This is a genomic window from Streptomyces capitiformicae (assembly GCF_002214185.1).
Lineage (GTDB): Bacteria > Actinomycetota > Actinomycetes > Streptomycetales > Streptomycetaceae > Streptomyces > Streptomyces capitiformicae.
On the sequence record NZ_CP022161.1, the window covers coordinates 8,663,044 to 8,687,716 of the forward strand.

At 71.0% G+C, this 24,673-nt stretch carries 19 protein-coding genes and 1 pseudogene; 4 read left to right on the forward strand and 16 right to left on the reverse strand.

The window, feature by feature from the left end:
• Nucleotides 1-233 precede the first annotated feature (233 nt).
• The 7 genes from CES90_RS39015 to bldG all read right to left on the reverse strand — a co-directional run bounded on the left by CES90_RS39015 (nucleotide 234) and on the right by bldG (nucleotide 9,237).
• On the reverse strand, nucleotides 234-431 hold the full coding sequence (locus CES90_RS39015) for a hypothetical protein (RefSeq protein ID WP_189787046.1): 198 nt from the start codon (nucleotides 429-431) through the stop codon (nucleotides 234-236).
• A 108-nt stretch (nucleotides 432-539) separates the two neighbouring features.
• Nucleotides 540-2,825, reverse strand: coding sequence for a serine/threonine-protein kinase (locus CES90_RS39020; RefSeq protein WP_189787047.1), 2,286 nt, complete (start codon nucleotides 2,823-2,825; stop codon nucleotides 540-542).
• Between the two features lie 202 nt (nucleotides 2,826-3,027).
• On the reverse strand, nucleotides 3,028-4,554 hold the full coding sequence (locus CES90_RS39025) for a DUF7059 domain-containing protein (protein ID WP_189787048.1): 1,527 nt from the start codon (nucleotides 4,552-4,554) through the stop codon (nucleotides 3,028-3,030).
• 266 nt (nucleotides 4,555-4,820) lie between these two features.
• A complete protein-coding gene (locus tag CES90_RS39030; RefSeq protein WP_229914309.1) occupies nucleotides 4,821-5,411 on the reverse strand; it encodes a small secreted protein in 591 nt (196 codons plus the stop codon).
• A 224-nt stretch (nucleotides 5,412-5,635) separates the two neighbouring features.
• The gene (locus tag CES90_RS39035) at nucleotides 5,636-8,041 is read right to left on the reverse strand and encodes a sodium-translocating pyrophosphatase (protein WP_189787050.1); all 2,406 of its coding nucleotides are present in this window, start codon (nucleotides 8,039-8,041) and stop codon (nucleotides 5,636-5,638) included.
• A 314-nt stretch (nucleotides 8,042-8,355) separates the two neighbouring features.
• Nucleotides 8,356-8,790, reverse strand: a complete 435-nt coding sequence (locus tag CES90_RS39040) for an ATP-binding protein (protein WP_189787051.1) — start codon at nucleotides 8,788-8,790, stop codon at nucleotides 8,356-8,358.
• 105 nt (nucleotides 8,791-8,895) lie between these two features.
• On the reverse strand, nucleotides 8,896-9,237 hold the full coding sequence (gene bldG / locus CES90_RS39045) for an anti-sigma factor antagonist BldG (RefSeq protein WP_005475923.1): 342 nt from the start codon (nucleotides 9,235-9,237) through the stop codon (nucleotides 8,896-8,898).
• A gap of 82 nt (nucleotides 9,238-9,319) precedes the next feature.
• Between bldG and CES90_RS39050 the strand changes: the two genes are divergently transcribed.
• The gene (locus CES90_RS39050) at nucleotides 9,320-11,803 is read left to right on the forward strand and encodes a DEAD/DEAH box helicase (RefSeq protein WP_189787052.1); all 2,484 of its coding nucleotides are present in this window, start codon (nucleotides 9,320-9,322) and stop codon (nucleotides 11,801-11,803) included.
• A gap of 122 nt (nucleotides 11,804-11,925) precedes the next feature.
• Here CES90_RS39050 and CES90_RS39055 read toward each other — a convergent pair.
• From CES90_RS39055 to ssd, 7 genes and pseudogenes are all read right to left on the reverse strand, one after another.
• Nucleotides 11,926-12,231: pseudogene (locus CES90_RS39055) on the reverse strand (Rv3654c family TadE-like protein); the annotation flags it as partial.
• Nucleotides 12,228-12,617 (reverse strand): TadE family type IV pilus minor pilin, encoded by a 390-nt coding sequence (locus CES90_RS39060; RefSeq protein WP_229914310.1) that lies wholly within the window; start codon nucleotides 12,615-12,617, stop codon nucleotides 12,228-12,230. The pseudogene CES90_RS39055 and the gene CES90_RS39060, both read right to left, overlap by 4 nt.
• Nucleotides 12,604-12,828 (reverse strand): DUF4244 domain-containing protein, encoded by a 225-nt coding sequence (locus CES90_RS39065; protein ID WP_189787053.1) that lies wholly within the window; start codon nucleotides 12,826-12,828, stop codon nucleotides 12,604-12,606. The genes CES90_RS39060 and CES90_RS39065 overlap by 14 nt, the downstream gene beginning before the upstream one ends.
• A gap of 143 nt (nucleotides 12,829-12,971) precedes the next feature.
• Nucleotides 12,972-13,763: a type II secretion system F family protein gene (locus CES90_RS39070; protein ID WP_189787054.1), complete on the reverse strand. Its 792-nt coding sequence runs from the start codon at nucleotides 13,761-13,763 to the stop codon at nucleotides 12,972-12,974.
• The gene (locus CES90_RS39075) at nucleotides 13,760-14,596 is read right to left on the reverse strand and encodes a type II secretion system F family protein (protein ID WP_189787081.1); all 837 of its coding nucleotides are present in this window, start codon (nucleotides 14,594-14,596) and stop codon (nucleotides 13,760-13,762) included. The genes CES90_RS39070 and CES90_RS39075 overlap by 4 nt, the downstream gene beginning before the upstream one ends.
• Nucleotides 14,597-14,610: 14 nt before the next feature.
• Complete coding sequence (locus CES90_RS39080) at nucleotides 14,611-15,804, reverse strand: TadA family conjugal transfer-associated ATPase (RefSeq protein ID WP_189787055.1); 1,194 nt, start codon at nucleotides 15,802-15,804, stop codon at nucleotides 14,611-14,613.
• Between the two features lie 45 nt (nucleotides 15,805-15,849).
• Nucleotides 15,850-16,944, reverse strand: a complete 1,095-nt coding sequence (gene ssd, locus CES90_RS39085) for a septum site-determining protein Ssd (RefSeq protein WP_189787056.1) — start codon at nucleotides 16,942-16,944, stop codon at nucleotides 15,850-15,852.
• A 637-nt stretch (nucleotides 16,945-17,581) separates the two neighbouring features.
• Between ssd and CES90_RS39090 the strand changes: the two genes are divergently transcribed.
• A complete protein-coding gene (locus CES90_RS39090) occupies nucleotides 17,582-18,406 on the forward strand; it encodes an HAD family hydrolase (RefSeq protein ID WP_189787057.1) in 825 nt (274 codons plus the stop codon).
• Between the two features lie 377 nt (nucleotides 18,407-18,783).
• On the opposite strand, the gene CES90_RS39095 is transcribed toward CES90_RS39090, so the two are convergent.
• The gene (locus CES90_RS39095) at nucleotides 18,784-19,614 is read right to left on the reverse strand and encodes a Fic family protein (RefSeq protein WP_189787058.1); all 831 of its coding nucleotides are present in this window, start codon (nucleotides 19,612-19,614) and stop codon (nucleotides 18,784-18,786) included.
• A gap of 101 nt (nucleotides 19,615-19,715) precedes the next feature.
• Between CES90_RS39095 and CES90_RS39100 the strand changes: the two genes are divergently transcribed.
• Nucleotides 19,716-20,696, forward strand: coding sequence for an ATP-binding protein (locus CES90_RS39100; protein ID WP_189787059.1), 981 nt, complete (start codon nucleotides 19,716-19,718; stop codon nucleotides 20,694-20,696).
• A 10-nt stretch (nucleotides 20,697-20,706) separates the two neighbouring features.
• Here the strand turns inward: CES90_RS39100 and CES90_RS39105 are convergent, their stop codons facing one another.
• Nucleotides 20,707-21,993 carry a polysaccharide deacetylase family protein gene (locus CES90_RS39105; protein WP_189787060.1) on the reverse strand — a complete coding sequence of 429 codons (1,287 nt, stop codon included), beginning with the start codon at nucleotides 21,991-21,993 and terminating at the stop codon, nucleotides 20,707-20,709.
• 263 nt (nucleotides 21,994-22,256) lie between these two features.
• Here CES90_RS39105 and CES90_RS39110 point away from each other — a divergent pair, with 263 nt between their 5' ends.
• Nucleotides 22,257-24,638, forward strand: coding sequence for a SulP family inorganic anion transporter (locus CES90_RS39110; protein ID WP_189787061.1), 2,382 nt, complete (start codon nucleotides 22,257-22,259; stop codon nucleotides 24,636-24,638).
• Nucleotides 24,639-24,673 lie beyond the last annotated feature (35 nt).

The following is a 24,673-nucleotide window of genomic DNA, read 5'->3' on the forward strand; positions in this document are numbered from 1 at the left end:
TCACATGGAGGCTCAGCCTGCTGCCCGGGGGTCGGGTCATGCTGACGCTGCGGAGTGTGACGGTACATCCCGCCCCCGTGTCAAACGGGAAAAGCCCGCAACGGCCACTCGAACGGTAACCCGACTACCGCCATTCCTGCCGCCCGGCGTGTGCATCGACCCCTTCCGACCGATACGGAGCGTCACGTCTCGGTTACCCCACGAGCTTCCCGGCCCAGGATTCCGGCGCCTGCTCAGAGCCGCGTGAAGCACCACGCGCCGAGCGCGAGGGCGGCGACCGCCACGACGCTCGCGAGCGTTGCGGACATCACAGGACGCACCCCGTGGGCGACCGGTTCGCCCTGGCGCACCCGGATCGTGGTCCACAGCAGCAGCCCGCCCCCGAACAGGGCGAACACCACTCCCGTGAAGATCGCCGGTCCGCTCTCCATGTCCCGTCCTCCCGCCCTTGTCACCCAGCGACGGGAGGCTGGCACGTATGGGAAGCGGGCACGCGAACCCGAGGTGAACGCCAGGCATCCGGGCTCCCGGTCCGGCTCTCAGACCGAGCCCGGCGTGGATATCTTCCCGGCCGTCTTCGAGGCGTCGGCGTTGCGCACCGTGCACACCACCTTGTTGAAGCCCTTCTCCCACTCGTTCTTGTCGGTCACCCATCCCGACACGATCAGGTCAGCCCCGGGCGCCCAAGTCGACTCGAACCTGTTGGTGCACAGCTTGCCGCCTTCGTCGAGGGCGCCCTGGAAGGTCATGCTGTCGGGCGCCTGCACCGATCCGACCACCTGGTCGGTGTGCGCTTCGGCACAGTCGGTCAGCGGTGCGTCGTACCCCTCGTCGTCCCTCGTGGTGTAGTCCCAGCAGTCACCTATGGCCATCTGGGTGGGCCACAGGTTCATGCCCACGTCACGGAGCCGGCCCACCTCGCCGCCGATCGGGACGTGCTTGCCGAGTACGAGACATGCCGTACCACCCTTGGCCGTGGTGAAGCCCGCCTTCGTCGGGACGAGTGCGTAGACGTCCGCGTCGGGCAGGGCCTCGGCCATCGGGTCGGCCTGGTTGGCGCAACGCTGCGCGCCGCTGGTGCGGGCCTCCTCGTGGTCGGACGCCGTCTCGATCGCCACGACCTGGCCGTCCGGCCAGTCCTCGTCGCAGTCCACCACGCCCAGGTCGGGCACCGACTTGAACGCCGTCCCCGTCCAGACCGCCTTGACGCAGTCCCCCACCTCCAGCGGTTTCCTGAGGGCCGCGTTCTTGCCGTAGGGGTATTCCGAGCCCGGTTGCGAAGCGAGCGCCTCCGGGCTCTCGGACGGCGATGGGCCTGGCGGGTTGTCGTCACCGATCATGTTGACCGTCAGCCAGGTCCCGCCGCCCGCCACCAGCAGGACGGCCACGACGATCGCGACGATCCCGGCCGCCGGCACCTTCCGCTTCGGCCCACTGGGCGCCGGAGCACCGGCCGTGATGGTCGGGAACCCCGCGCTGCCCGGCGGAGCGGCGCCGCCACCGCCGTAGGGCGTCGACGGGTTGGCCGAGTAGGGCAGCGACTGGTTGCCCACGGTGCCGCCGTACGGCCCGGACTGGTTGCCGGCGACGCTCCCGTACGACCCGGACTGGCCGCCCCCGTACGGGTTGTAGCCGTCGTACGGGCCCCGGGGCTGCGCCTGCTGCCAAGGGCCGTACGGCGACGGGTCGCCCGGCGTGGGCGGACCTCCCGCCGGGGTGTTCGGCGTCGGCGGCGCCCCGGGTGTGTGCGGCGCGTACCCGGCGCCCGGCGTGTGCGGTGTGTTCGGCGTTCCCCCGTTGCCTGCCTGCGCGGCGGCCACATAGCCGGGCGGTGCGCCCGCCGCGTAACCCTGGGGCGGGCCGGCGGTCGCATGGCCGCCGGGGGTACCGGCAACGGGTCCGAAGCCCTCGGGCGCCGACGCCGGGGTGGCTCCCCAGCCCGGCGGTGTCGCGGCGCCGCCCTCGTCCGCCACCCGCTCCAGGCCGCGCGCCACCGCCTCCGGCGACAGCCGCCGCACCGGGTCCTTGATGAGCAACCCGTGCAGGACGGGCGCCAGTTCACCGGCGCGGACGGGGGGCGTGGGCTCCTCGCCCAGCAGGGCCGTGAGTGTCGCGTACTCGCCGTGCCGGTCGAAGGGGCCACGGCCCTCGACCGCCGCGTACAGCGTGGCGCCGAGCGAGAACATGTCGGCGGCCGGGGTCGGCGGCTCACCCCGCGCCCGCTCGGGCGCCAGGTACCCGGGCGTACCGAGAATGCCGGCCGTGGCGGTGAGCCGGGGTTCGCGGGACTCCGGCTGGAGCGCGATGCCGTAGTCGGTGAGCAGCACACGCGCGTACGGGTCGCCCGAGGCGTCGGCCGCGAGGAGGATGTTGGCCGGTTTCACATCCCGGTGGAGGATGCCGATCCGGTGGCCGGCGGTGAGCGCGTCGAGGACGGCGAGCCCGATCCGCGCGACCTGCTCGGGCGAGAGCGGCCCCCGCTGCCGTACGACCGCCTGGAGGTCGATCGCGTCCGGCACGTACTCCATGACGATCCACGGCAGGCCCTCGTGCAGCACCACGTCGTGGACCGTGGCCACATGCGGATGACCGCGCAGGCGTGCGGCGTGCCGGGCCTCGCTGCGGGCCCGGGCGATGCGTTGTACGGGCTCGGTCGCATCCATCGGGACGTCGGGCAGGGAGATCTCCTTCATCGAGACCTCGCAGGCCAACTCCTCGTCGTACGCGAGCCAGACCCGGCCCATGCCGCCCACACCGAGCGTGCGCAGCAGTCGATACCGGCCGTTGATGACCCTTCCCTGGCCCTGCTCCGGCGTATCCCCCATCGCGATCCCCCGATCCCCCCAGAGACAGCGCGTGCCTCCCCCGAGGACACGTCGAATCCGTCTCTTGAAAATAGCTTCGCACGTGCCACTGACAGGAGCCCTTTTGCGGATCAATCCAGTCAGACCGGGCACATGCGCCTCAGGGGTACGGATACGCCCCGTCCACGACAGGGACGGGGCGTCGGAAGCCGTACGAGTCTGCTCACTGGGCCGGTTCGAGGAACCCCTGTTCCACCAGCAGTCGGATCTGGAGCGGCGTCCGGTCGCGCAGCGCCACCGGGTCCTCGCCCACGAGCTGGGCGATGGCGTCCAGAATCCGTCCCGCGCTGAGCGTCCCGTCGCACACACCGGCGAATCCGGCACCGACCGTGTCCACCTTCGCGGCCCGGCGCATGCCACGGTTCTGACGCAGCACCACATGCTCGGGATCCTCGGCGCCGGGCAGCCCGACCTGCTCCTGGACGACCTCGGCGGTGAGCCGGAAGTGCGCGGCGAGCAGCGCCGCGTCGTCGTTGGACCGCAGGTAGTCGATGCGCGAGAAGTGGTCCCGTACGGTCTCGCCGAGCGGCTGTTCGACCGGATGCGGCCATTCCTCGACGGTTATCGACGGCGCGGCGTCCGCGGCGGCCGACTTCCGCAGGGTGATCCAGCCGAACCCGACAGCCTTCACCTTCCGCGCCTCGAACTCGTCGAGCCAGGCGTCGTACCGCGCCTGGTACTCGGCCATGTCACCCCGGTGGTCGCCCGCGTCCCGCAGCCACAACTCCGCGTACTGCGTGATGTCCTGGACCTCGCGCTGCACGATCCACGCGTCGCACCCACGCGGCACCCACGACCTGAGCCGCTCCTGCCAGTCCTCCCCCTCCACGTGCTGCCAGTTGGCGAGGAACTGCGCGAAGCCGCCCTCGTTCAGCCGCTCCCCCACCCCTTGAACGATCGAGCGGCACAGATCGTCCCCGCCCATCCCGCCGTCGCGATAGGTCTGCCGGGCACCGGGAGAAATGACGAACGGCGGATTCGACACGATGAGGTCGTACGTCTCGTCCTCCCCCACCGGCTCGAAGAGCGAGCCCTGGCGCAGATCGGCGGCGGGCACGCCGGAGAGTGCCAGCGTGAGCGCCGTGATGTGCAGCGCGCGCGGGTTGAGGTCGGTCGCCGTCACCCGGGTGGCGTGCTGCAAGGCGTGCAGCGCCTGGATCCCGGAGCCGGTCCCGAGGTCGAGGGCGGCCTCGACCGGCGTCCGCACGGTGATCCCGGCGAGCGTGGTGGACGCCCCGCCCACTCCGAGCACAACCCCTTCGTCCCGGCTCCCGATCCCCCCGGCCCCGCCGACGGCACACCCGAGGTCGGACACGATGAACCAGTCCTCGCCGGCGGACCCGCCGTACGGCCGCACATCCACGGTGGCGACGACCTCGCCGTCACCGACCTGATCCAGCCACCCGCACTCCACGCACTCGTCCACGGGCAAAACGCCGTCCACGCGCGCGCGTGCCACCGGTTGCTGCAACAGAAACAGCCGCACGAGCGCCTCGAGCGGCGTCTCCCCTCGCGTAGCCCTGAGCGCCGGCACGACCTCACTCCGGGCCAACGCCGCGTACGCGGACGCCCCGAGCAGTTCGAGGAGCCCGTCGGCGGTGAAGTCGACACCGAGAAACGCCTCCCGAAGCCGCTGAGTGACTTCGGGACGGTCGGTGGAGGGCAGGGAGGACAGCCTGGAGTTGCTCACACTCCTCACCCTAGCCGCGCCCGGTCGCGCCGTTGGATACCGTCGTGCCGCTGGGGCGGCTGCCCACACCCATCGCCCTGGTTGCGGGCAATCGTGCCGCTGGGACGATGGGGGCACCTCCCGCTCGAGCGAAGCCGGGAGTGGGGGAGGGCGGGCGCAGCGGCGCCCTGTAAGCGCCGGCAAGCGCGTCCCACCCCCGCCCAGCTCCGACCGCCGGGCACCCAGAGGCCCCCGGCCCAGTCAGCCCTCGCTCAGCTCCCGCCCGGTCAGCTCTTCGCCGCGGAAGCCGGCGCCGAGGCGGTGCCGGACACGGTCGCCGACTTGCAGCTCTCCTGCTCGGCCATCGCCTGCCCCACCTCCCCCTTCTCCAGCTCCTTCAACGCGTCACTCCCGGTCTGGCTCAACTTCTCCAGCTCCGTCGCGACCCCTTCGAGCCCGTCCGCGAACTTCGCCTGGTCCTTCGTGTTCAGCGCGTCCGACTTCTTCTTCAGCTCGGCATACGCGGCCGACAGCTGATTCAGCTCGGTCACCGCGTTCTTCTGCTTCGTCGCACCGTCCTCGACATCCGGTGCTCCCGCCTTCTGGATGGCCGTGGCCATCGCCTTGTAGGCGTCGGAGATGTCCTGGAAGCCCTGGGAGTCGGCCTTCTGCACGTCCGCCGGTGCGCTGTCGTCCGAGGTCTCCTTCTGGATCGAGGCGTTGGCCGCCGCGATCTTCTTGATCTGCGGCTGCACGGAGTCGCAGACCTTCTTGGCCCAGGAGTTCAGCTGATCATTCGTGTCGTCGCTGCTGCAGCCGGACAGCGCCAGTACCAGTACCGCACCGCCGGACAGTGCGGCCGCGAGCTTCTTGTTCACCGGATTGGTCCCTTCCGTGGCTCTCGGCCCCGGAACATACACGCCGAATGGGCGACACCCGTGCGCCGAGCACCCTCTAAGTATCTTTTGTACCCCTTTGCACCAAGCGAGAGAAGGCTCACCGAGCCGTCGCCGCACACAGCGGGGCGGGCGGCCGACGCGTCAACACGCACCATCCGCCCGCCCTTTGAGCTGGGGCCTCGCAGGACCGTTCGTAAGACCGTCTACGAAACCACCGCTGGGTCCGCCGACTTGGTCATCTGCTCGGAGTTGCCTTCGTCACCCACGGCGATTCCGCGCCGCTTGGACACGTACACCGCGCCCACGATCACGGCGATCGCGACCACGGCGATGGCGACGCGCAGCCCGACGCTCTTGTCCTCGCCGTAGCTGAACTGGACGACCGCGGGCGCGATGAGCAGCGCGACGAGGTTCATCACCTTCAGCAGCGGGTTGATGGCGGGGCCCGCGGTGTCCTTGAACGGGTCGCCCACCGTGTCACCGATGACGGTCGCGGCATGGGCCTCGCTGCCCTTGCCGCCGTGATGACCGTCCTCGACGAGCTTCTTGGCGTTGTCCCAGGCACCGCCGGAGTTGGCGAGGAACACCGCCATCAGGGTGCCGGTGCCGATCGCCCCCGCGAGATACGCGCCCAGCGCGCCGACCCCGAGCGTGAACCCGATCGCGATGGGCGCCATGACGGCGAGCAGACCCGGTGTGGCCAGCTCCCGCAGGGCGTCCTTCGTACAGATGTCGACGACCCTGCCGTACTCCGGCTGCTCGGTGTAGTCCATGATCCCGGGCCGCTCACGGAACTGCCGCCGCACCTCGTAGACCACGGAACCGGCGGACCGCGAGACCGCGTTGATCGCCAGCCCCGAGAAGAGGAAGACGACCGCGGCACCCGCGATGAGCCCGACGAGGTTGTTGGGCTGTGAGATGTCCATCATCAGGTTCATCGGCGCGCCCGCTCCGGAGACCTTCTCGCCCACGTCGTTCGCGGCCGTGAGGATCGCGTCGCGGTACGAGCCGAAGAGCGCCGCCGCCGCGAGGACGGCGGTGGCGATGGCGATGCCCTTGGTGATGGCCTTGGTGGTGTTGCCGACGGCGTCCAGGTCGGTGAGCACCTGCGCGCCCGCGCCCTCGACGTCGCCGGACATCTCGGCGATGCCCTGCGCGTTGTCGGAGACGGGTCCGAAGGTGTCCATGGCGACGATCACACCGACCGTGGTGAGCAGGCCGGTGCCGGCCAGCGCCACCGCGAACAGGGCGAGCATGATCGACGTACCGCCCAGCAGGAACGCCCCGTAGACGCCGAGACCGATCAGCAGGGCGGTGTAGACGGCCGACTCCAGGCCGACGGAGATGCCGGCGAGGACGACGGTGGCCGGGCCGGTGAGCGAGGTCTTGCCGATGTCGCGCACGGGGCGCCGGGTGGTCTCGGTGAAGTAGCCGGTCAGCTGCTGGATCAGCGCGGCCAGCACGATGCCGATCGCCACCGCGACGACCGCGAGGACGCGCGGGTCGCCGCCGTGCCCAGCGATCGCCGTGTCCGTGACCCCTTCTAGGTCGGCGTACGACGACGGCAGATAGGCGTAGACGGCGATGGCGACGAGCACCAGCGAGATCACCGCGGAGATGAAGAACCCGCGGTTGATGGCGCTCATCCCGCTGCGGTCGCTGCGGCGTGGCGCGACCGCGAAGATGCCGATCATCGCGGTGAGCACGCCGATCGCGGGCACGATCAGCGGGAACGCGAGACCGGAGTCGCCGAAGGCCGCCTTGCCGAGGATCAGCGCGGCGACCAGCGTCACGGCGTACGACTCGAAGAGGTCGGCCGCCATGCCCGCGCAGTCGCCGACGTTGTCGCCCACATTGTCGGCGATGGTCGCGGCATTGCGCGGATCGTCCTCCGGAATGCCCTGCTCGACCTTGCCGACCAGGTCGGCGCCGACGTCGGCGGCCTTGGTGAAGATGCCGCCACCGACACGCATGAACATGGCGATGAGCGCGGCCCCGAGGCCGAAGCCCTCGAGCACCTTCGGTGCGTCGGCCGCGTACACAAGCACCACGCAGGAGGCGCCCAGCAGACCGAGCCCCACCGTGAACATGCCGACGACGCCGCCCGTCCGAAAAGCGATCTTCATTGCTGTGTGCGAGACGGTGGTGAGATCTTTTTCCGGCTCGCCTTCCGCCGGTGTCGCTTCCCGGGCGGCCGCGGCCACGCGCACATTGCTGCGCACGGCGAGCCACATACCGATATAACCGGTGGCCGCCGAGAACGCCGCGCCGATCAAGAAGAACACCGATCGTCCGGCGCGCTGATTCCAGTCGTCCGCGGGCAGCAGCATGAGCAGGAAGAACACGACGACGGCGAATACGCCGAGCGTGCGCAACTGCCGTGCCAGATAGGCGTTCGCGCCTTCCTGTACGGCCGCCGCGATCTTCTTCATGCTGTCGGTGCCCTCGCCTGCCGCGAGCACCTGGCGTACCAGGACCCCGGCCACGACGAGTGCGGCCAGCGCCACGACTCCGATCACCATGACGATGATCCGGTTGTCGTCGGTCAGCACTGCGGCTGCGAAGTTCGTGGGGTGGTCAAACCGTTGAGGGGTAGAAAGCCCCGCCATTCGTCCTCCTTGACGCTTGGGCTGAGCTCAAGATGTGGACGGATTCTAGGGAGCGGAACCTGATCAAAACAGTGCACGGCAAACGGAATTAGCCTTCACATGCCCTTCAGCAAACGATCCGCGCACAGCCACGTTACTCGAAAGAGGTAACACCTCAAAGGCATTGACACTTGATCAAATAATCGCGCGATTGATCGTGAATTCCTTCACGAATTCCGGAGTTCCGATGAACGTTGATCGCAATAATGATCGCAACAAAAGCAAAGGGCCCTGCTCAGCAGGGCCCTCGCGGTACTACTTGATGTGGTGAGGAGCTACGGCAGCACCGCGGTGGGTGGCGTCGTCGGCCAGCTCATACGGATCAGCCCGCCGTTCTCCCCGGTGGAGACCTCCACGTCGTCGACGAGACCGCTGATGACGGCGAGGCCCATGTCGTCCTCCTCGCTGTCCACGTCCGCGTCGCCACCGGCACCCGACTCCTTGTCGCCGGGGACGGCATGCGGCGCCTCGTCGCCGACCTCGATGGAGAACTGTTTCTCCTCTTCGATCAGCGACACCCGCACCGGTGCCGAGACACCGCTGTTCTGGTGCAGTCCGACGGCGCGAGTGCAGGCCTCACCGACGGCCAGCCTGACCTCGTCGAGGACGGCCTCGTCCACTCCGGCCCTGCGCGCCACCGCTGCCGCCACCAGTCGGGCGGTCCTGACGTGCTCGGGCAGCGCGCTGAAGCGGAGTTCAACGGTGGCCATGCATCCCCCTCGGAACTGGGCGTGCTGTTGGAGGACCGGGCCACTCGGGCCCGGTCCCCCCTCATTTGTCTCAGCCGTTCCGGGCACGGGCCCGGGCGGGCGGGGTCAGTCGGTGGCCGCCACCGCTTCATCGACCGAGGTGTGAATCGGGAACACCTTGGTCAGACCGGTGATGCGGAAGATCTTCAAAATCCGCTCCTGGTTGCACACCAGGCGCAGCGAGCCCTCGTGGGCCCGTACTCGCTTCAGTCCGCCCACCAAAACGCCGAGCCCGGTGGAGTCGAGGAAGTCGACGCCCTCCATGTCGACGACGAGGTGGAAACTCCCGTCGTTGACCAGCTCGACCAGCTGCTCACGCAGCTTGGGCGCGGTATAAACGTCGATTTCGCCACCGACCTCGACGACCGTACGATCGCCGACGGTACGGGTCGACAGGGACAGGTCCACGGATCCTCCAGCACCTTGCTATCGAGCGTTCGCCCCTCAGGACACCTCGGCTTGAAGCCCCCGGGACGGTTCGCCAGCCGCGATGGCATTCAATCACTTACCGGCAGGCGTGCACGACGCCTTGGGTCCATTGTCCGTCACGCCGGTGACACACTCGGTGCTGATGGCCAAGAATCACCGATCCGATCGATCCTCGACGGACACCCCTACCAGCCCCTCGCCGGGCACGGTCCTGGACCGGCTCGCCTCGGGGCCGAGCCGGGCTTCGCGCATCACTCATACGGAGCATGTGCCCCCGCGTGCGGGCCGCCATGCCGTCTGGCCCGACCGGATCCGCTCGGAGGTCGTCGCCGCCGTCCAGGCCGCGGGAATCGAACACCCCTGGGCCCACCAGGCACTCGTCGCCGAGCACGCCCTGGACGGCGACTCGGTCGTCGTCGCCACCGGCACCGCCTCCGGCAAGTCGCTGGCCTATCTCGTACCGGTGCTGTCGGGGTTGCTGGACGGCACCGAGGCCCCGAACGGCCGCGGGGCGACCGCGCTCTACCTCGCCCCCACCAAGGCGCTCGCGGCGGATCAGTGCCGAGCCGTGAAGGAATTTTCACAATCTCTCGGCAATGCGGTACGCCCGGCTGTGTACGACGGCGACACGCCCGTCGAGGAGCGCGAGTGGATCCGCCAGTACGCCAACTACGTCCTCACCAACCCCGACATGCTGCACCGGGGCATCCTGCCCTCCCATCCCCGCTGGTCCTCCTTCCTGCGCGCCCTCAAGTACGTCGTCATCGACGAGTGCCACACCTACCGCGGCGTCTTCGGCTCCCACGTCGCCCAGGTCCTGCGCCGCCTGCGCCGCCTGTGCGCCCGGTACGGCGCTGATCCCGTCTTCCTGCTGGCCTCCGCGACCGCCGCCGAGCCCTCCGTGGCCGCCGGCCGCCTCACCGGCGTCCGGGTCACCGAGGTCGCCGACGACGCCTCACCCCGAGGCGAACTGGTGTTCGCCCTCTGGGAGCCCCCGCTCACCGAGCTGCACGGGGAGAAGGGCGCGCCGGTCCGGCGTACGGCGACCGCGGAAACAGCCGACCTGCTGACCGACCTGGTCGTCCAGGGCATCCGCTCGGTCGCCTTCGTACGCTCCCGGCGCGGCGCCGAACTGATCTCGGTGATCGCCCAGGAACGCCTGGCAGCAGTGACATCAGCGGCTGACGCCGCGGGCGACCGCTCCCTGGCCCGCCGTGTGGCCGCCTACCGGGGCGGCTACCTCCCCGAGGAACGCCGCGCCCTCGAACGCGCCCTGCACTCCGGCGAGCTTCTCGGCCTCGCCGCGACGACCGCCCTGGAACTCGGCGTCGACGTGTCCGGCCTGGACGCCGTCCTCATCGCCGGCTACCCGGGCACCCGCGCCTCCCTGTGGCAGCAGGCGGGCCGCGCCGGACGCTCGGGCCAGGGCGCCCTGGCCGTCCTCGTCGCCCGCGACGACCCGCTGGACACGTTCCTGGTCCACCATCCGGAAGCCCTGTTCGATCAGCCGGTGGAGTCGACCGTCCTCGACCCCGACAACCCCTACGTCCTCGCTCCCCACCTGTGCGCGGCCGCCGCGGAACTGCCTCTGACCGAGGAGGACCTCGGGCTGTTCGGCCCGGCGTGCGAGGAGTTGCTGCCGCAGCTGGAAGCCGCGAAACTGCTCCGCCGCCGCGCCAAGGCCTGGCACTGGACACGCCGCGAACGGGCAGCCGACCTGACGGACATCCGGGGCCAGGGCGGCCGCCCCGTCCAGGTCGTGGAGACCGGCACGGGCCGGCTCCTCGGCACCGTCGACGCGGGCGCCGCCCATGCCTCCGTCCACGAGGGCGCGGTCCATCTGCACCAGGGCCGTACGTACCTGGTGCGCAAACTGGACCTGGAGGACTCCGTGGCCCTCGTCGAACAGGCCGACCCGCCGTATTCGACGGTCGCCCGGGACACGACCGCCATCTCCGTCCTGGAGACGGACACCGAAATCCCCTGGGGGGACGGCCGGTTGTGCTACGGCTCCGTCGAAGTCACCAACCAGGTCGTCTCCTTCCTCCGTCGACGTGTCATCACCGGTGAAGTGCTGGGCGAGACCAAACTCGACCTCCCTCCTAGTACGCTGCGCACCCGTGCCGTGTGGTGGACGGTCACCGAGGACCAGCTGGACGCGGCCCGGATCGCCCCGGAGATCCTCGGCGGCGCCCTGCACGCCGCCGAGCACGCGTCCATCGGCATGCTGCCGCTGTTCGCGACGTGCGACCGCTGGGACATCGGCGGGGTCTCCGTCCCACTCCACCCCGACACACTGCTCCCGACGGTCTTCGTCTACGACGGCCACCCCGGCGGCGCGGGCTTCGCGGAACGTGCCTTCCACACGGCCCGCGAGTGGCTCACCGCCACCCGCCAGGCCATCGCCTCCTGCGAGTGCGACGCCGGGTGCCCGTCCTGTGTGCAGTCCCCCAAGTGCGGCAACGGGAACGAGCCGTTGCACAAGCGGGGGGCCGTGCGGTTGCTGGCCGAGTTGCTGAAGGGGGCACCCCCGGCTTCGCGGTAGGGCGGGGGCGCCTTGGAGCGGCCCCGGGTTCCCTGACCCGGCGGTGCGCCGGCCGGCCCCGGTGGGCCCGCCCTCGCCCTCACCTCGGCGGTGAGCAGTCCGGTGCCCGACGCCGCCGTCACGTCCGAGATCTCTCCCTCGACCTCGCAGCCCACCAGTCGACTGCCCTGGGCCCTCGCCACCCGTTCCGCCGTCGCGCAGGCGGCCTCGCCGCCCTTCATCCAGTGGTCGGCCGCGGCGAGGGCCGCAAGGTCGGCCGCGCCGGCCGCCCGGTGGCGGATCACGACGGACTGGCCCATCCCCAGGACGGCGCCGAACACGACGCACAGCACGGCGATCGCGCCGAGGACCCAGACGGTGGCGGAGCCTCTGTCCGACCGGGTGGCCTTGGCCAGCCGGGCAGGCCACGAAAACCTCGTCGTCCTCATCCGCTCTCCACCCCCACCGTCTCCTCCGCCAACGCCACGGCCTCATGACCGAGGTCGAGGCCGAGGCCGTCCAGGCCCGGCGACCGGGCCGAGACCAGCACGTGCACGAAGTCGCCCTTGCGGCCCACGCTGACCTCCGCCCCGTCCGGTGCCACCTGACGGGCCGCCGCCGCGACCGCGCCCGGCGGGTCCTGCCGGGCGGCGGCCCGGGCACCGGCCCGCGCCGCGTCCACGCACTGGATCTGGGCGCAGGCGGCGAGCAGGGCCCACACCAGCGCCATCGCGAAGAGGACCAGCACGGGCAGGGCCATGGCCGCCTCGGCCGTCACGAAGCCGTGATCACCGCCCAGGGCCCTGCCGCGCCGTCGCGGCCTACGCCCCGCCACTGAGTGCCCGCCCGACGATCTGCTGCAGCTCCTCCTGGACCTGCCCGCTGGTCACCACCTTGTAGAGCACCGCGGCGAAGGCCACCGCCGCGATGATTCCGACGGCGTACTCGGAAGTCACCATTCCGGCGTCCCTCCGCGCCGCCCGCACCCGGCACATCAGGGCCCGCACCACCCGAACCCGTACCGCTTCTCGCACTGCCTTGTACATCTCAACCCCCGTGAGGCTCTGTTCCGTTGACTGCCGATGGCTGGTCATTGCTCGTCTGACCACCGAGGCCGACCTTCGACTACTGAGGCCGACCTCGTTCGTGGCCGGTCGTTTCCGCTCACCGCTCGTTCAAGCCCGTCCCGTCAACCCCCACCCCCTCCCAACAGGCTGTCCGCCAGCCCGATCACCACCGGCAGCACCCCGACCGCGATGAACGCGGGCAGGAAGCACAACCCCACCGGTGCGGTGACCATCACGGCGGCTCGGCGGGCCCGTTCCGTCGCCGCGCGCCCCCATTCGGCGCGGGCCTCGGCGGCGAGACGGGCGACCGGAGCGGCCGCCGGTACGCCGGACCGGTCGGCGCGTTCCAGAAGCCGTGCCAGTGCCCCGGCGCCGGACAGCGCGCCCAACGCCCGCCACGCCTCGGCCGGTTCACCCCCGAGCCGGGCCTCGGCCGCACCCTTGGCCAAGCGCTCGCCCACGGGCCCGCCCAGGGCTTCTCCGACAGCCTGTGCGGCCACCACGGGGCTCGCCCCGGCCGTGATGCAGGCCGCCAGGAGATCGGCGGCGAGAGGCAGTTGGCGGGCGGCAGCCGCCGCGTCGTACGCGCCCGCCGGGTCGCTGCCCTTGCTCCACGTCCGCCGGAGCCACCACCACACCCCGCCGCCGGCGGCCAGTCCCAGCAACAGCCCCCAGAAGCCACCGACCAGCACCCAGCCGGCGCACACCGCCCCGGCGACCGGCAACCACCGCCGCACGGCATCCCGTGGCACGAGGTTCCGCCGGGGTGGCTCGGCGGCCAGGACGAGCACCGTACGCAGGCGGGCGCGCAGCCGTCGTTCGCGTCGTGCGATGCCGAGCGACCGGGCGAGCCACCACAGTCCCAGGACCACGCACACGACACCCCCCAGCCTGTGGACAACTTCCCCGCTCACGCCGCCTCCGCTCCCCGTACGATCCGCAGCGCCCACCACAGGCCAGCGCCCTCCAGTGCCGCGCCGACCAGCAGACAGCCCAGCCCGGCGGTGCTGTGCAGCACCACGTGCAGTGGGTCGGCACCGAGCGCGGTGCCCAGCAGCAGCCCCAGCACCGGAAGCCCGGCGAGCATCACCGCCGTCGACCGGGCGCCCGCCAACTGAGAACGCAGGTCGGCCCGTTGGTCCCGCTCGGCGCGCAGGGCGCCCTCCAGGCGGTCGAGCCCCGCGGCGAGGCCCGCGCCCCGGTCCACGGCCACCCGCCAGCACGCGGCGAGCCCCAGCAGCCCGTCGGCGCCCGGCTGCCGTGCCGCGTCCGCGAGCGCCCCCGGCACATCCCCGCCGAATCTCGCCGCCGCCAGCACCACCGCCTGCGCCTCGCCGAGCCCGCCCGAGTCCCGCGCGGCCCGGGTCAACGCCTCACCCGGCTGCCGCCCGGCCCGCACCTCCCCGGCGAGCGCCGCGCACAACGCGACCACGGCATCGCCCCGCCGCTCCCGTTCCCGGCGCTCCTGAGCCGCCCGCCGCACCCGCCTCAGCAACGGCACCCCGGCCGCGCCCGCGAGCACCGGCAGCACCGAGGCCCCCAGCACCGCGATCACCGACCCGACCACCGGCGCCCACCACTCGGCTCCCAGCCGTCGCACCCGGTCGACCGCCCACTCCCAACGCGGCGGCCCCACCGCCCCGCCGCCCGCCAGCAGCAACCGAGCCCGCCGAGCCCCGCTCCCCCACCCGGCGCCCCACATCCAGCCCGCCGCCCCGGCACACGCCACAGCCAACCCGACCGACATCTCCCCGACCCCCGTCACAACGCCCCACTCCCTTGCCGGGCCCCGTCCCGCAGGTCGCCCTGAAGCAGCCCCCGCAGCCGCTCCCACCCCCGCTCGTACACGAACGCCTCCGCGCCCCAGCGCAGCGCGGGCACGGTCACCACCAACCCCGACTCGTCCCGTTCCAGCACGTGTACCTCGTCGATCCGCCGCCGCCCGTCCCGGTCCCGTACGAGATGCAGGACCACCGACAGCGCGGCCGCCAACTGGCTGTGCAGCGCGACCCGGTCGAGCCCGGCGGCCGTACCGAGGGCCTCCAGGCGGGCCGGTACCTGCCCCGCCGCGTTGGCGTGCAACGTCCCGCACCCGCCCTCGTGCCCGGTGTTCAAAGCGGCCAGCAGGGATACGACCTCGGGCCCTCGCACCTCACCGACCACCAACCGGTCCGGGCGCATCCGCAGCGCCTGCCGCACCAGATCCTGGAGCTCGACGAGCCCCACGCCCTCCTGGTTGGCGGGCCTGCCCTCCAGCCGCACCACATGCGGATGGTCGGGCCGCAGCTCCGCGGAGTCCTCGGCGAGCACGATCCGCTCGCCCGGGTCGACCAGACCGAGCAGCGCGCTCAGGAGCGTGGTCTTGCCGGTCCCGGTCCCGCCGCTGATGACGTACGACAGCCGGGCTCGGATCAACGCCCGCAGCACTTGGTCGCCGCCCGGCGGCACCGTGCCCGCCGCCGCCAGCTCGTCGAGTGTGAACGCCCGTGGTCGTACGACCCGTAGGGAAAGGCAGGTCGAGCCCACCGCCACCGGTGGCAGCACCGCGTGCAGCCGGGTGCCGTCCGGGAGTCGTGCGTCGACCCACGGCCGGGCGTCGTCGAGCCGGCGTCCGGCGACAGCGGCCAGGCGTTGCGCGAGCCGCCGTACGGCCGCCGTGTCCGGGAAGGAGACCCCGGTCAGCTCCAGGCCGCCGCCCCGGTCCACCCACACCCGGTCCGGAGCCGACACCAGCACATCGGTGACCGAGGGGTCGGCGAGCAGCGGCTCCAGCGGCCCGCTCCCCACCAGCTCCGATCGCAGCCGCTCGGCCGCACCGAGCACCTCGGCGTCCCCGAGCACCCGCCCCCGTTCCCGCAACGCCTGCGCCACCCGCGCGGGCGTCGGCTCGGCACCGCTCTCGACGAGCCACTGCCGGACACCGTCCAACAACCCCTCGTCAGGCATTCCGTTCACCGCCCCGCTCCTTCCCGTGGACAAGCCACACGTCCGACACCGCGCTCATCCGCCCTCACCCCCGGCCGGCACGCGCTCCCAGAAGCCTTCGCAGAACCGCCCGAGCGGGCCGCGTGGGATGCCTCCCGGTGGTCTGCCGCCGTCCGGCAGCCCGGGCTCGACCGGCACCTCACCCGCGAGTGGCAGCCCGAGCAGGCGGGCCACCTCGTGATCGTCCAGGCCCGGGGCGTACGGCCCCCGGACGGCCACGCGGAGGTCGCGCAGGACCATGCCGAAGGCGGAGGCGACCCGGGAGGCGGCCGCGACGGCGCGCAGTTCGGCGGGGACCACGAGCAGGCCGAGGTCGAGTTGGGCGAGGGCCTCGGCGACGCCGTCGTCGATGCGGCGCGGCAGGTCGACGACGACCGCTCCGCCGCGCCGTCGGCCGGCGGCGAGGACCGCTCGTACGGCCTGGGGCGGGATGGTGACGGTGTCACTGCGGTCCCAGCTGAGGACACGCAGGGAGTGCAGTTCGGGCAGTGACTCCTCCAGGGCGCCGCCGCCGACCCGGCCGCGTGAGGCGGCGAATGCCGGCCAGCGCAGCCCTTCGGCGCTCTCGCCGCCCAGGAGGACGTCCAGGCCGCCGCCCAGCGGATCGGCGTCGACCAGCAGCGTGCGCCTGCCCTGTCGCGCGGAGGTGACGGCGAGCGCGCAGGCCAGCGTGGACGCCCCGGCGCCGCCGCGGCCGCCGATCACGCCGACGGTGAGCGCGGGCCTGCCCACCCCTTCGGCCACGTCGGCGATACGGTCGACGAGCCACTGTTCGCCGTCCGGCAGCATCAGGACGTGGTCCGCGCCGATCTCCACGGCCCGCTGCCAGACCCCGGAGTCGTCCTGGTCCTTGCCGACGAGCACCACTCCGCGTCTGCGCACGGCCCCGCGCAGTCGGCGCGTCGCATCGTCGCCGACGAGCACGAGCGGCGCCGCCTCCCATCTGCCCCGCCCCTCCGGCATCCCGTGGTGGACCTCCGCTCTGGCGCCGGCGGCCGCGCACAGGCGCAGCAGGTCGTCCAGCAGTTCCATGTCCTCGGTGACGATCAACGGCCTGCCCTGCCGCCCCTCGGCAGCGGACGTCCGGTCGTCGGTGATGGCTCCCGCCACGATCTCCAGCCCCCTTCGCTGCGTTCCGCGCGGGATACACGGCGCCCCCTCGGCGCATCCGCGATTCCCGCCCGTTCGCCCGTTCAAGGACGCCCGGCTGTCGGGCGCCCGTGTTCAAGTCCTGTGTGAAGAACCGGCGATCGGCCGCCATAGAGGCGGCCGACGGAACCGGCCGAACGCGTCCGAGAAACCGAACCGGCCATGAACTCGCCGCCGTCGGGACGCGCTGGAATCACGGTGCAGCGATCCCGGAAATCGTGTGGATCTTGGTCGATAACTGTGGACAACTCGAGGGTTGTGAATATCACCGTCACCCGAACAGGCGACCTGTGTGCGACTTCCACAGCGCAGCCCAACAGCTACGGACAGTAACGAATCCTATGGAGGAGCAGAGAAATGCCCACGAGGGCACGGAACGGCCTCGCGGGCGGGAGAGAGGAGGGGAAAACACACCCGGACATGCGACGACCCCCACCGGGGGGGAGAGTGGGGGTCGTCTCCACGGCCGACTCGGGGGGGGGGGGAGGAGTCGGGCCGGGTTAGCACGGTCGCGAACGATCCGTGACTTCCATGGTGTACCCGAGAGGCTTCCCAGGCAAACCCACGCGCCCCACACTAGCCCGAATGGCGGGCGCCTATGCTCAGCGTCGTGGAAAACCACTCCTTGCCTCGCACAGCGGCCTTCTTCGACCTGGACAAGACGGTCATCGCGAAGTCGAGCACGCTCACGTTCAGCAAGTCGTTCTACCAAGGCGGCCTGATCAACCGCAGGGCCGCCCTGCGTACGGCATACACCCAGTTCGTGTTCCTCGCGGGCGGCGCCGACCACGACCAGATGGAGCGGATGCGGAAGTATCTGTCCGCGCTGTGCCGGGGCTGGAACGTCCAACAAGTGAAGGACATCGTCGCCGAGACCCTTCACGACCTGATCGACCCGATCATCTACGACGAGGCCGCCTCCCTCATCGAGGAGCATCACATCGCGGGGCGGGACGTCGTGATCGTCTCCACCTCCGGTGCCGAGGTGGTCGAGCCGATCGGTGAACTCCTCGGGGCGGACCGTGTGGTGGCGACCCGCATGGTCGTCGGCGACGACGGCTGCTTCACCGGCGAGGTGGAGTACTACGCCTACGGCCCGACCAAGGCCGAGGCGATCCGAGAGCTGGCCGAGTCCGAGGAGTACGACCTGGCACACTGCTACGCGTACAGCGACTCGGCGACCGATCTGCCGATGCTGGAGGTCGTGGGGCACCCGCACGCGGTGAACCCGGACCGGACGCTCCGCAAGGAGGCCCTCGCGCGCGGGTGGCCGATTCTGGACTTCCATCGGCCGGTGCGTCTGAAGCAGCGGCTGGCCGTACCGCCGCGCCCCGCGCTGCTCGCGGCCGCCGCCATAGGAGCCGCCGCCGCCACCGCGGGGCTCGTCTGGTACGCGAGCCGGCGCCGTGTGGCAACCGCCTGACCTGCGGACACCACACGCAGGACCGATTCCCCCTCTTTGAAGGCAAAAGTAAAGAAGCGCATCGAGGCCTTCCGGTTGCTCCGGTCCTGGAGTAGAAAGGACTCAAGGCCCGCGAGACCAAAGGACATCCGAAAGGATCACCTTTAAATACTCATTTTGGCCCCACGGACCCAGCATGAACACCAGGCACCCACGCGACGTCGACCCGTCGATTACGGGCCAGCCGCACCAGGTGACGGGCAAAGTTCCCGACCTGATGGGCACATATCGAGGACGCTTGGTAACCAGGTGGACATGCCAGCGGCGGTACGAATTCTCGTACCGCCGCAACCCTTTTCCGGAACCTTCCGAGACTTTCCGGAACCTTCCGAGACGTGTTACGCGGCTCCCCGCTGCAGCGCCTCGCACACGGCCGTCGATTCGCGCGCGCCCAACTCGATCGCCCTGCCGCAGTGGGCGATCCAGGCGGCCATACCCTCCGGAGTGCCGGAGGCATAGCCGTCCAGGGCGGCGAGGTAGGCGGCCCGGCCGAGTTCCGCGTGACCGACCTCCGCGGGACAGACGGACTTGGGGTCGAGACCACTACCGATCAGCACGATCCGCTCGGCCGCGCGCGCGACGAGGCCGTTGTGGAAGCCGAAGGGCCGCAGCGCGAGCAGTTCGCCATGGACGACGGCCGCGGTCACCAAGGCGGGGGCCGAACTGCCCTTGATGATCAGTTCGGCGAGGCCGTCCAGCCGCCCGGAGACCTCGACGGCAGTCGGCAGCGGCAACTCGACCAGCGGCTCGTCGACCGGCTCACCTTCCTGCCGGGGCCGCCCCACGCGCGCGTGGTCCTCACCTGCCGCCACCAGGTGCAGCCGGGCCAGTACCCGAAGGGGCGACTGCCGCCAGATGGACAGCAACTGGCCCGCCTCGGCGGTCAGCCGCAGGGCGGCGCCCATGGTGCGCGCCTCGTCGTCGTCCTGGCCGCTGAAGTCCGTACGACGGCGCACCTCTTCGAGGGCCCAGTCGGCGGCGGACAGCGCCGCGGAGCCGCGCGCGCCGCGCAGGGCCGCCTCGGAGGTGACCGCGTTGCTGCGCCGCCGCATCACGCGGTGGCCATAGACCCGGTCCACGGACTTGCGCACGGACTCCACGGACTCCGCCACACCGGGAAGCTCACCCAGGGCCGCGAGCGGATCGGCGGTCGCACCTGTCGTACTCATGAGTACGACCCTAACGCGCACTGGCGACCAACCCCTCGAAGGAGTGGTCTTCCACCGCCATATGGACACCCTTGGCGATCATCCCACTACCCTTGGTGAACATGAAAATTGCTTTCGCCGGGAAGGGCGGGAGTGGCAAGACCACGCTGTCCTCCCTGTTCATCCGCCATCTCGCCGCTTCCGGAGCTCCGGTCGTCGCCGTCGACGCCGATATCAACCAGCACCTGGGCGCCGCCCTCGGCCTCGACGAGTCGGAGGCCGCCGAGCTGCCCGCGATGGGTGACCGGCTGTCGCTGATCAAGAACCATCTGCGCGGCTCGAACCCGCGGATCGCCTCCGCCGAGACGATGATCAAGACGACGCCGCCCGGCGAGGGCTCCCGCCTGCTGCGGATCTGCGACCCCAATCCGGTCTACGACGCCTGCGCGCGCCCGGTGGAACTCGACGGCGGGGCCATCCGTTTGATGGTCACCGGCCCCTTCACCGACGCCGACCTGGGAGTCGCCTGCTACCACTCCAAGACGGGAGCGGTGGAGCTGTTCCTGAACCACCTGGTGGACGGCCGCGACGAGTACGTGGTGGTCGACATGACGGCCGGTTCGGACTCCTTCGCGTCCGGCATGTTCACCCGCTTCGACATGACGTTCCTCGTCGCCGAGCCGACCCGCAGGGGCATCTCCGTCTACCGGCAGTACAAGGAGTACGCGAGTGACTACGGCGTGGCCCTGAAGGTCGTGGGCAACAAGGTGCACGGGCAGGACGACCTGGAATTCCTGCGTGCCGAGGTCGGGGACGACCTGCTGGTCACCGTCGGCCACTCGGACTGGGTGCGCGCCCTGGAGAAGGGCCGCCCGCCGCGCTTCGAGCACCTGGAGGAGCCCAACCGCCGTGCCCTGCGCGCCCTTCACGAGGCCGCGGACGCCACGTACGAACTGCGCGACTGGGAGCGGTACACCCGCCAGATGGTGTACTTCCACCTGAAGAACGCGAGCTGCTGGGGCAACGAGCGGACCGGAGCCGACCTGGCCGCGCAGATCGACCCCGAGTTCGTCCTGGACGAGGGCCTCGTGGCCACGGTCTGATCCTGCCGCTCTACCCCTTCGGCCCCTTCGGCCTGGCCGCCGGAGCGCCGGGGACCCCCCTCGGGGCCGGAGCCGGATCGGTCGACAGGAAGGTCTTCCAGCCCTGCTTGGGGGACTCACCGACGTCGAGGGTGCGCAGCCTGCCCAGGACCTTCGGGTCCTGGGCGTCGAGCCAGTCGGCGAGTTGCCGGAAGGAGACGCAGCGCACCTCGGGCTTGCCGCAGACCGCCTCGATGGTCTCCTCGACGGCGCGCATATAGACGCCGCCGTTCCAGGACTCGAAGTGGTTGCCGATGATCAGGGGCGCGCGGTTGCCCTGGTAGGCGCGCTCGAAGCCCGCGAGCAGTCCGTCACGGAACTGGTCGCCCCAGCGCTCCCGCTTCGCCGGTTTGCCCGTACGGGCCCCGGACTGGTTCATGTAGAAGTTGTAGTCCATGGTCAGCGTCTCGTAGGCGTGGCCGGGGACGGGGACGAGCTGCATGGAAAGGTCCCACAGGCCGTCCTCCTTGTCGGGCCAGACCTGGTTGTTGACGCCGCTGGTGTCGTAGCGGAAGTCCAGTTCGCGGGCGGCCCGCATGAAGTTCTTCCGGCCTTCGAGGCACGGTGTGCGGCCGCCGATCAGCTCCTTGTCGTAGTCGAAGGGAAGTGGTTCGGCCTCCTTTGTGCCGGTGTTGGTCTTCCAGGCCCGCACGAACGCCTTGGCCTGGGCGATCTCGCTCTTCCACTCCTCCACCGACCACTCGCCGACCCCGCCACCCTTGCCGCAGAAGTGGCCGTTGAAGTGCGTGCCGATCTCGTTGCCCTCCAGCCACGCGCCGCGCAGCTGTCCGACGGTGTCCTTGATTCCCCGGAGGTCGTTGAAGCCGATGTCCGAGCGCCCCGGTGAGTGCTGCGGGGGGCGGTACAGGTCCCGCTTCTCGTCCGGCAACAGGTATACGCCGCTGAGGAAGTACGTCATCGTCGCGCCGTTGGCCCGGGCCACCTCGCGGAAGTGGGAGAAGAGCCGCTGACCGTCCTCGCCCGCGCCGTCCCAGGAGAAGATCACGAACTGCGGTGGCCGCTGACCGGGCTTCATCCGTTCCGGTCGCCGCAGGTGTGGCTGCACTCCGGTGTACGCGGTGGAGCCGTCCCCGATCAGCCGGACCGTGGCCTTGGGCGGGGCCGGGGCGCCCTTCGTCGCACCGGGCACCCCCTGCCGGCCGGCCTCCCTCTTCTCTCCGAACCCGCAGCCGGCGAGCGCCACGGCGCAGGTCGCGGCGAGCGTGACACCGACGGCGATCCTCTGGGTAACAGCCATCTTCCGCCCACCCTCTTCCTTTGCTCAGGGGCAGAGCGGCCAAGATCACACAGAGTCTCGGTCAAATTAATACGACAAGCCGATGAATGGCTTCATTCACCCTCTTGAGCGATCTCATCACCTGATTGCCATGAATGTCCTTGCATTCCCTTTACTCTGCATTACGGTTCATTTACTGAGTGTTGAGAATTCCCGCCGATGTATGCCGTGACCCACGGCCGCGAATCGATGCGACCGCGCAGCCCCGGAGGAGACGGGAGACCATGACCGCCTGCGTCCCCACCCACGCCACCGACTCGGAACCGAATCGAGCGGAGCGTGACCACCAACCCCACAGCCCCCCGAAGGAACCGCGCCGGCGGTTCCGCATCGCGGGGGCCGACCTGTCCGCCTCGATCGCGGTCTTCCTGATCGCCCTGCCCCTGTCGCTGGGCATCGCCCTCGCCACCGACGCCCCGCTCCAGGCCGGCCTCGTCGCCGCCGCCGTCGGCGGTCTCGTCGCCGGGCGTCTGGGCGGCTCGCCGCTCCAGGTCAGCGGCCCGGCGGCCGGTCTCACCGTCGTCACCGCCGATCTCATCCACCAGTACGGCTGGCGCACCACCTGCGCTATCACCGTCCTCGCCGGCCTCACCCAACTGGGCCTGGCCTACCTGCGCGTGGCCCGCTCCGCGCTCGCCGTCAGCCCCGCGATCGTGCACGGCATGCTCGCCGGCATCGGCGTCACCATCGCCGTCGCCCAGCTCCACATCGTGCTCGGCGGCACCCCGCAGAGCTCGGTCGTCGCCAACGTCGGGGCCCTGCCCTCCCAGTTGGCCGACCTGCACCCCGGCGCGCTGTCGCTGAGCGCGCTCACCCTCGCCGTCCTGCTGGCCTGGCCCCGCATCCCGGGTCGCGTCGGCCGGGCCGTACGTGGACTCCCCGCGGCCCTGGTCGCCGTGGCCGCCGCCACCGCGGTGGCCTCACTCGCCGGACTGCGCCTGGCCCGGGTGGACCTGCCCTCCTGGTCCAGCCACGCCCTTCCGCAGCTGCCCGAGGGCCCCGTCCTGGGCCTCACGGCGGCCGTCCTCACCATCACCCTGGTCGGCAGCGTCGAGTCCCTGCTCTCCGCCGTGGCCGTCGACAAGCTCGTCACCGCCCGCGGCGAACCGCGCGTTCCGCGCGCCGACCTAGACCGGGAACTGCGCGGCCAGGGCACCGCCAACGTGGTCTCCGGCGCCCTCGGCGGCCTGCCGATCACCGGCGTCGCCGTACGCAGCGCGGCCAATGTGGCCTCCGGTGCCACCAGCCGGAACTCCACGATGCTGCACGGCGTTTGGGTAGTAGCGGCCGCACTGCTCCTGATCCCCGTCCTGGAGCTGATCCCCCTCGCCTCACTCGCCGCCCTGGTGATGGCCGTCGGGGTCCAGATGGTGTCCCTGCACCACATCCGCACGGTCACCCGCCACCGTGAGGTGCTCGTCTACGCCGTCACCACGCTCGGCGTCGTCTTCCTCGGCGTACTGGAAGGCGTCGCACTCGGCATCGCCGTGGCCGTCGGCGTCGCCCTGCACCGCCTCACCCGCACCCGTATCACCCACGAGGAGAAGGAAGGAGTCCACCACGTCCACGTACGAGGGCAGTTGACGTTCCTCGCCGTGCCGCGCCTCAGCCGTGCCCTGCACCAGGTCCCCCAAGGGGCCGATGCCGTGGTGGAGCTGGACGGGTCGTTCATGGACCATGCGGCGTACGAGTCGCTGCAGGACTGGCGGCACGCGCACCGTACGTTCGGCGGCTCCGTGGAGATCACCGGCCGGGCCGGTACCCGTATCGCCGAACCCGCCAGGGTCTCGGCGGCCGGTTGCCGCTGTCGGCCATGGACGCCGTGGCGCAACCACCAGTGCGAGGCCCCGGCACCCGCGGCCACCGGCAGCGCGCCGGAGGAGACGGGCGAGGGCCCGAGCGGTCATCAACTGGCGCGTGGCATCAGCGCGTTCCAGAGCAACACCGCCCCCCTGGTCCGCAGCGAGCTGGCCCGGCTGGCGCGTGAGGGACAGCAGCCCTCGCAGCTCTTCTTGACCTGCGCCGACTCCCGGCTCGTCACCTCGATGATCACCTCCAGCGGCCCCGGCGACCTCTTCGTCGTCCGCAATGTCGGCAACCTGGTGCCGCTGCCCGGCGAGGAGAGCGGTGACGACTCGGTGGCGGCGGCCATCGAGTACGCGGTGGACGTGCTGAAGGTGCGGTCCATCACAGTCTGCGGGCACTCCGGCTGCGGCGCGATGCAGGCGCTGCTCACCACCGACCCCGGCGGCGCCCGGACCCCCCTCAAGCGGTGGCTGCGCCACGGGCTGCCCAGCCTCGAGCGCGCGACCGACAACAACAGACCATGGGCCCGGCTCTCGGGCCGCGAACCGGCCGACATGGTCGAACAGCTCTGTCTGACCAACGTCATCCAGCAGTTGGAGCATCTGCGCGCGCACGAGTCCGTGGCCCGCGCCCTGCGCGAGGGCGCGCTCGAACTGCACGGGATGTACTTCCACGTGGGCGAGGCCCAGGCGTATCTGCTGACGGAAGAGGCACCCGAGAGCGGGGTCTTCGACCGGGTCGCCGGTACGGCCGGGACAGCCGGCCCCACCGGGACGCTTCTGCACGACACGCGCGCGTGAACCGAACGACACGCGTGCGTGAACCGATTCCCTGC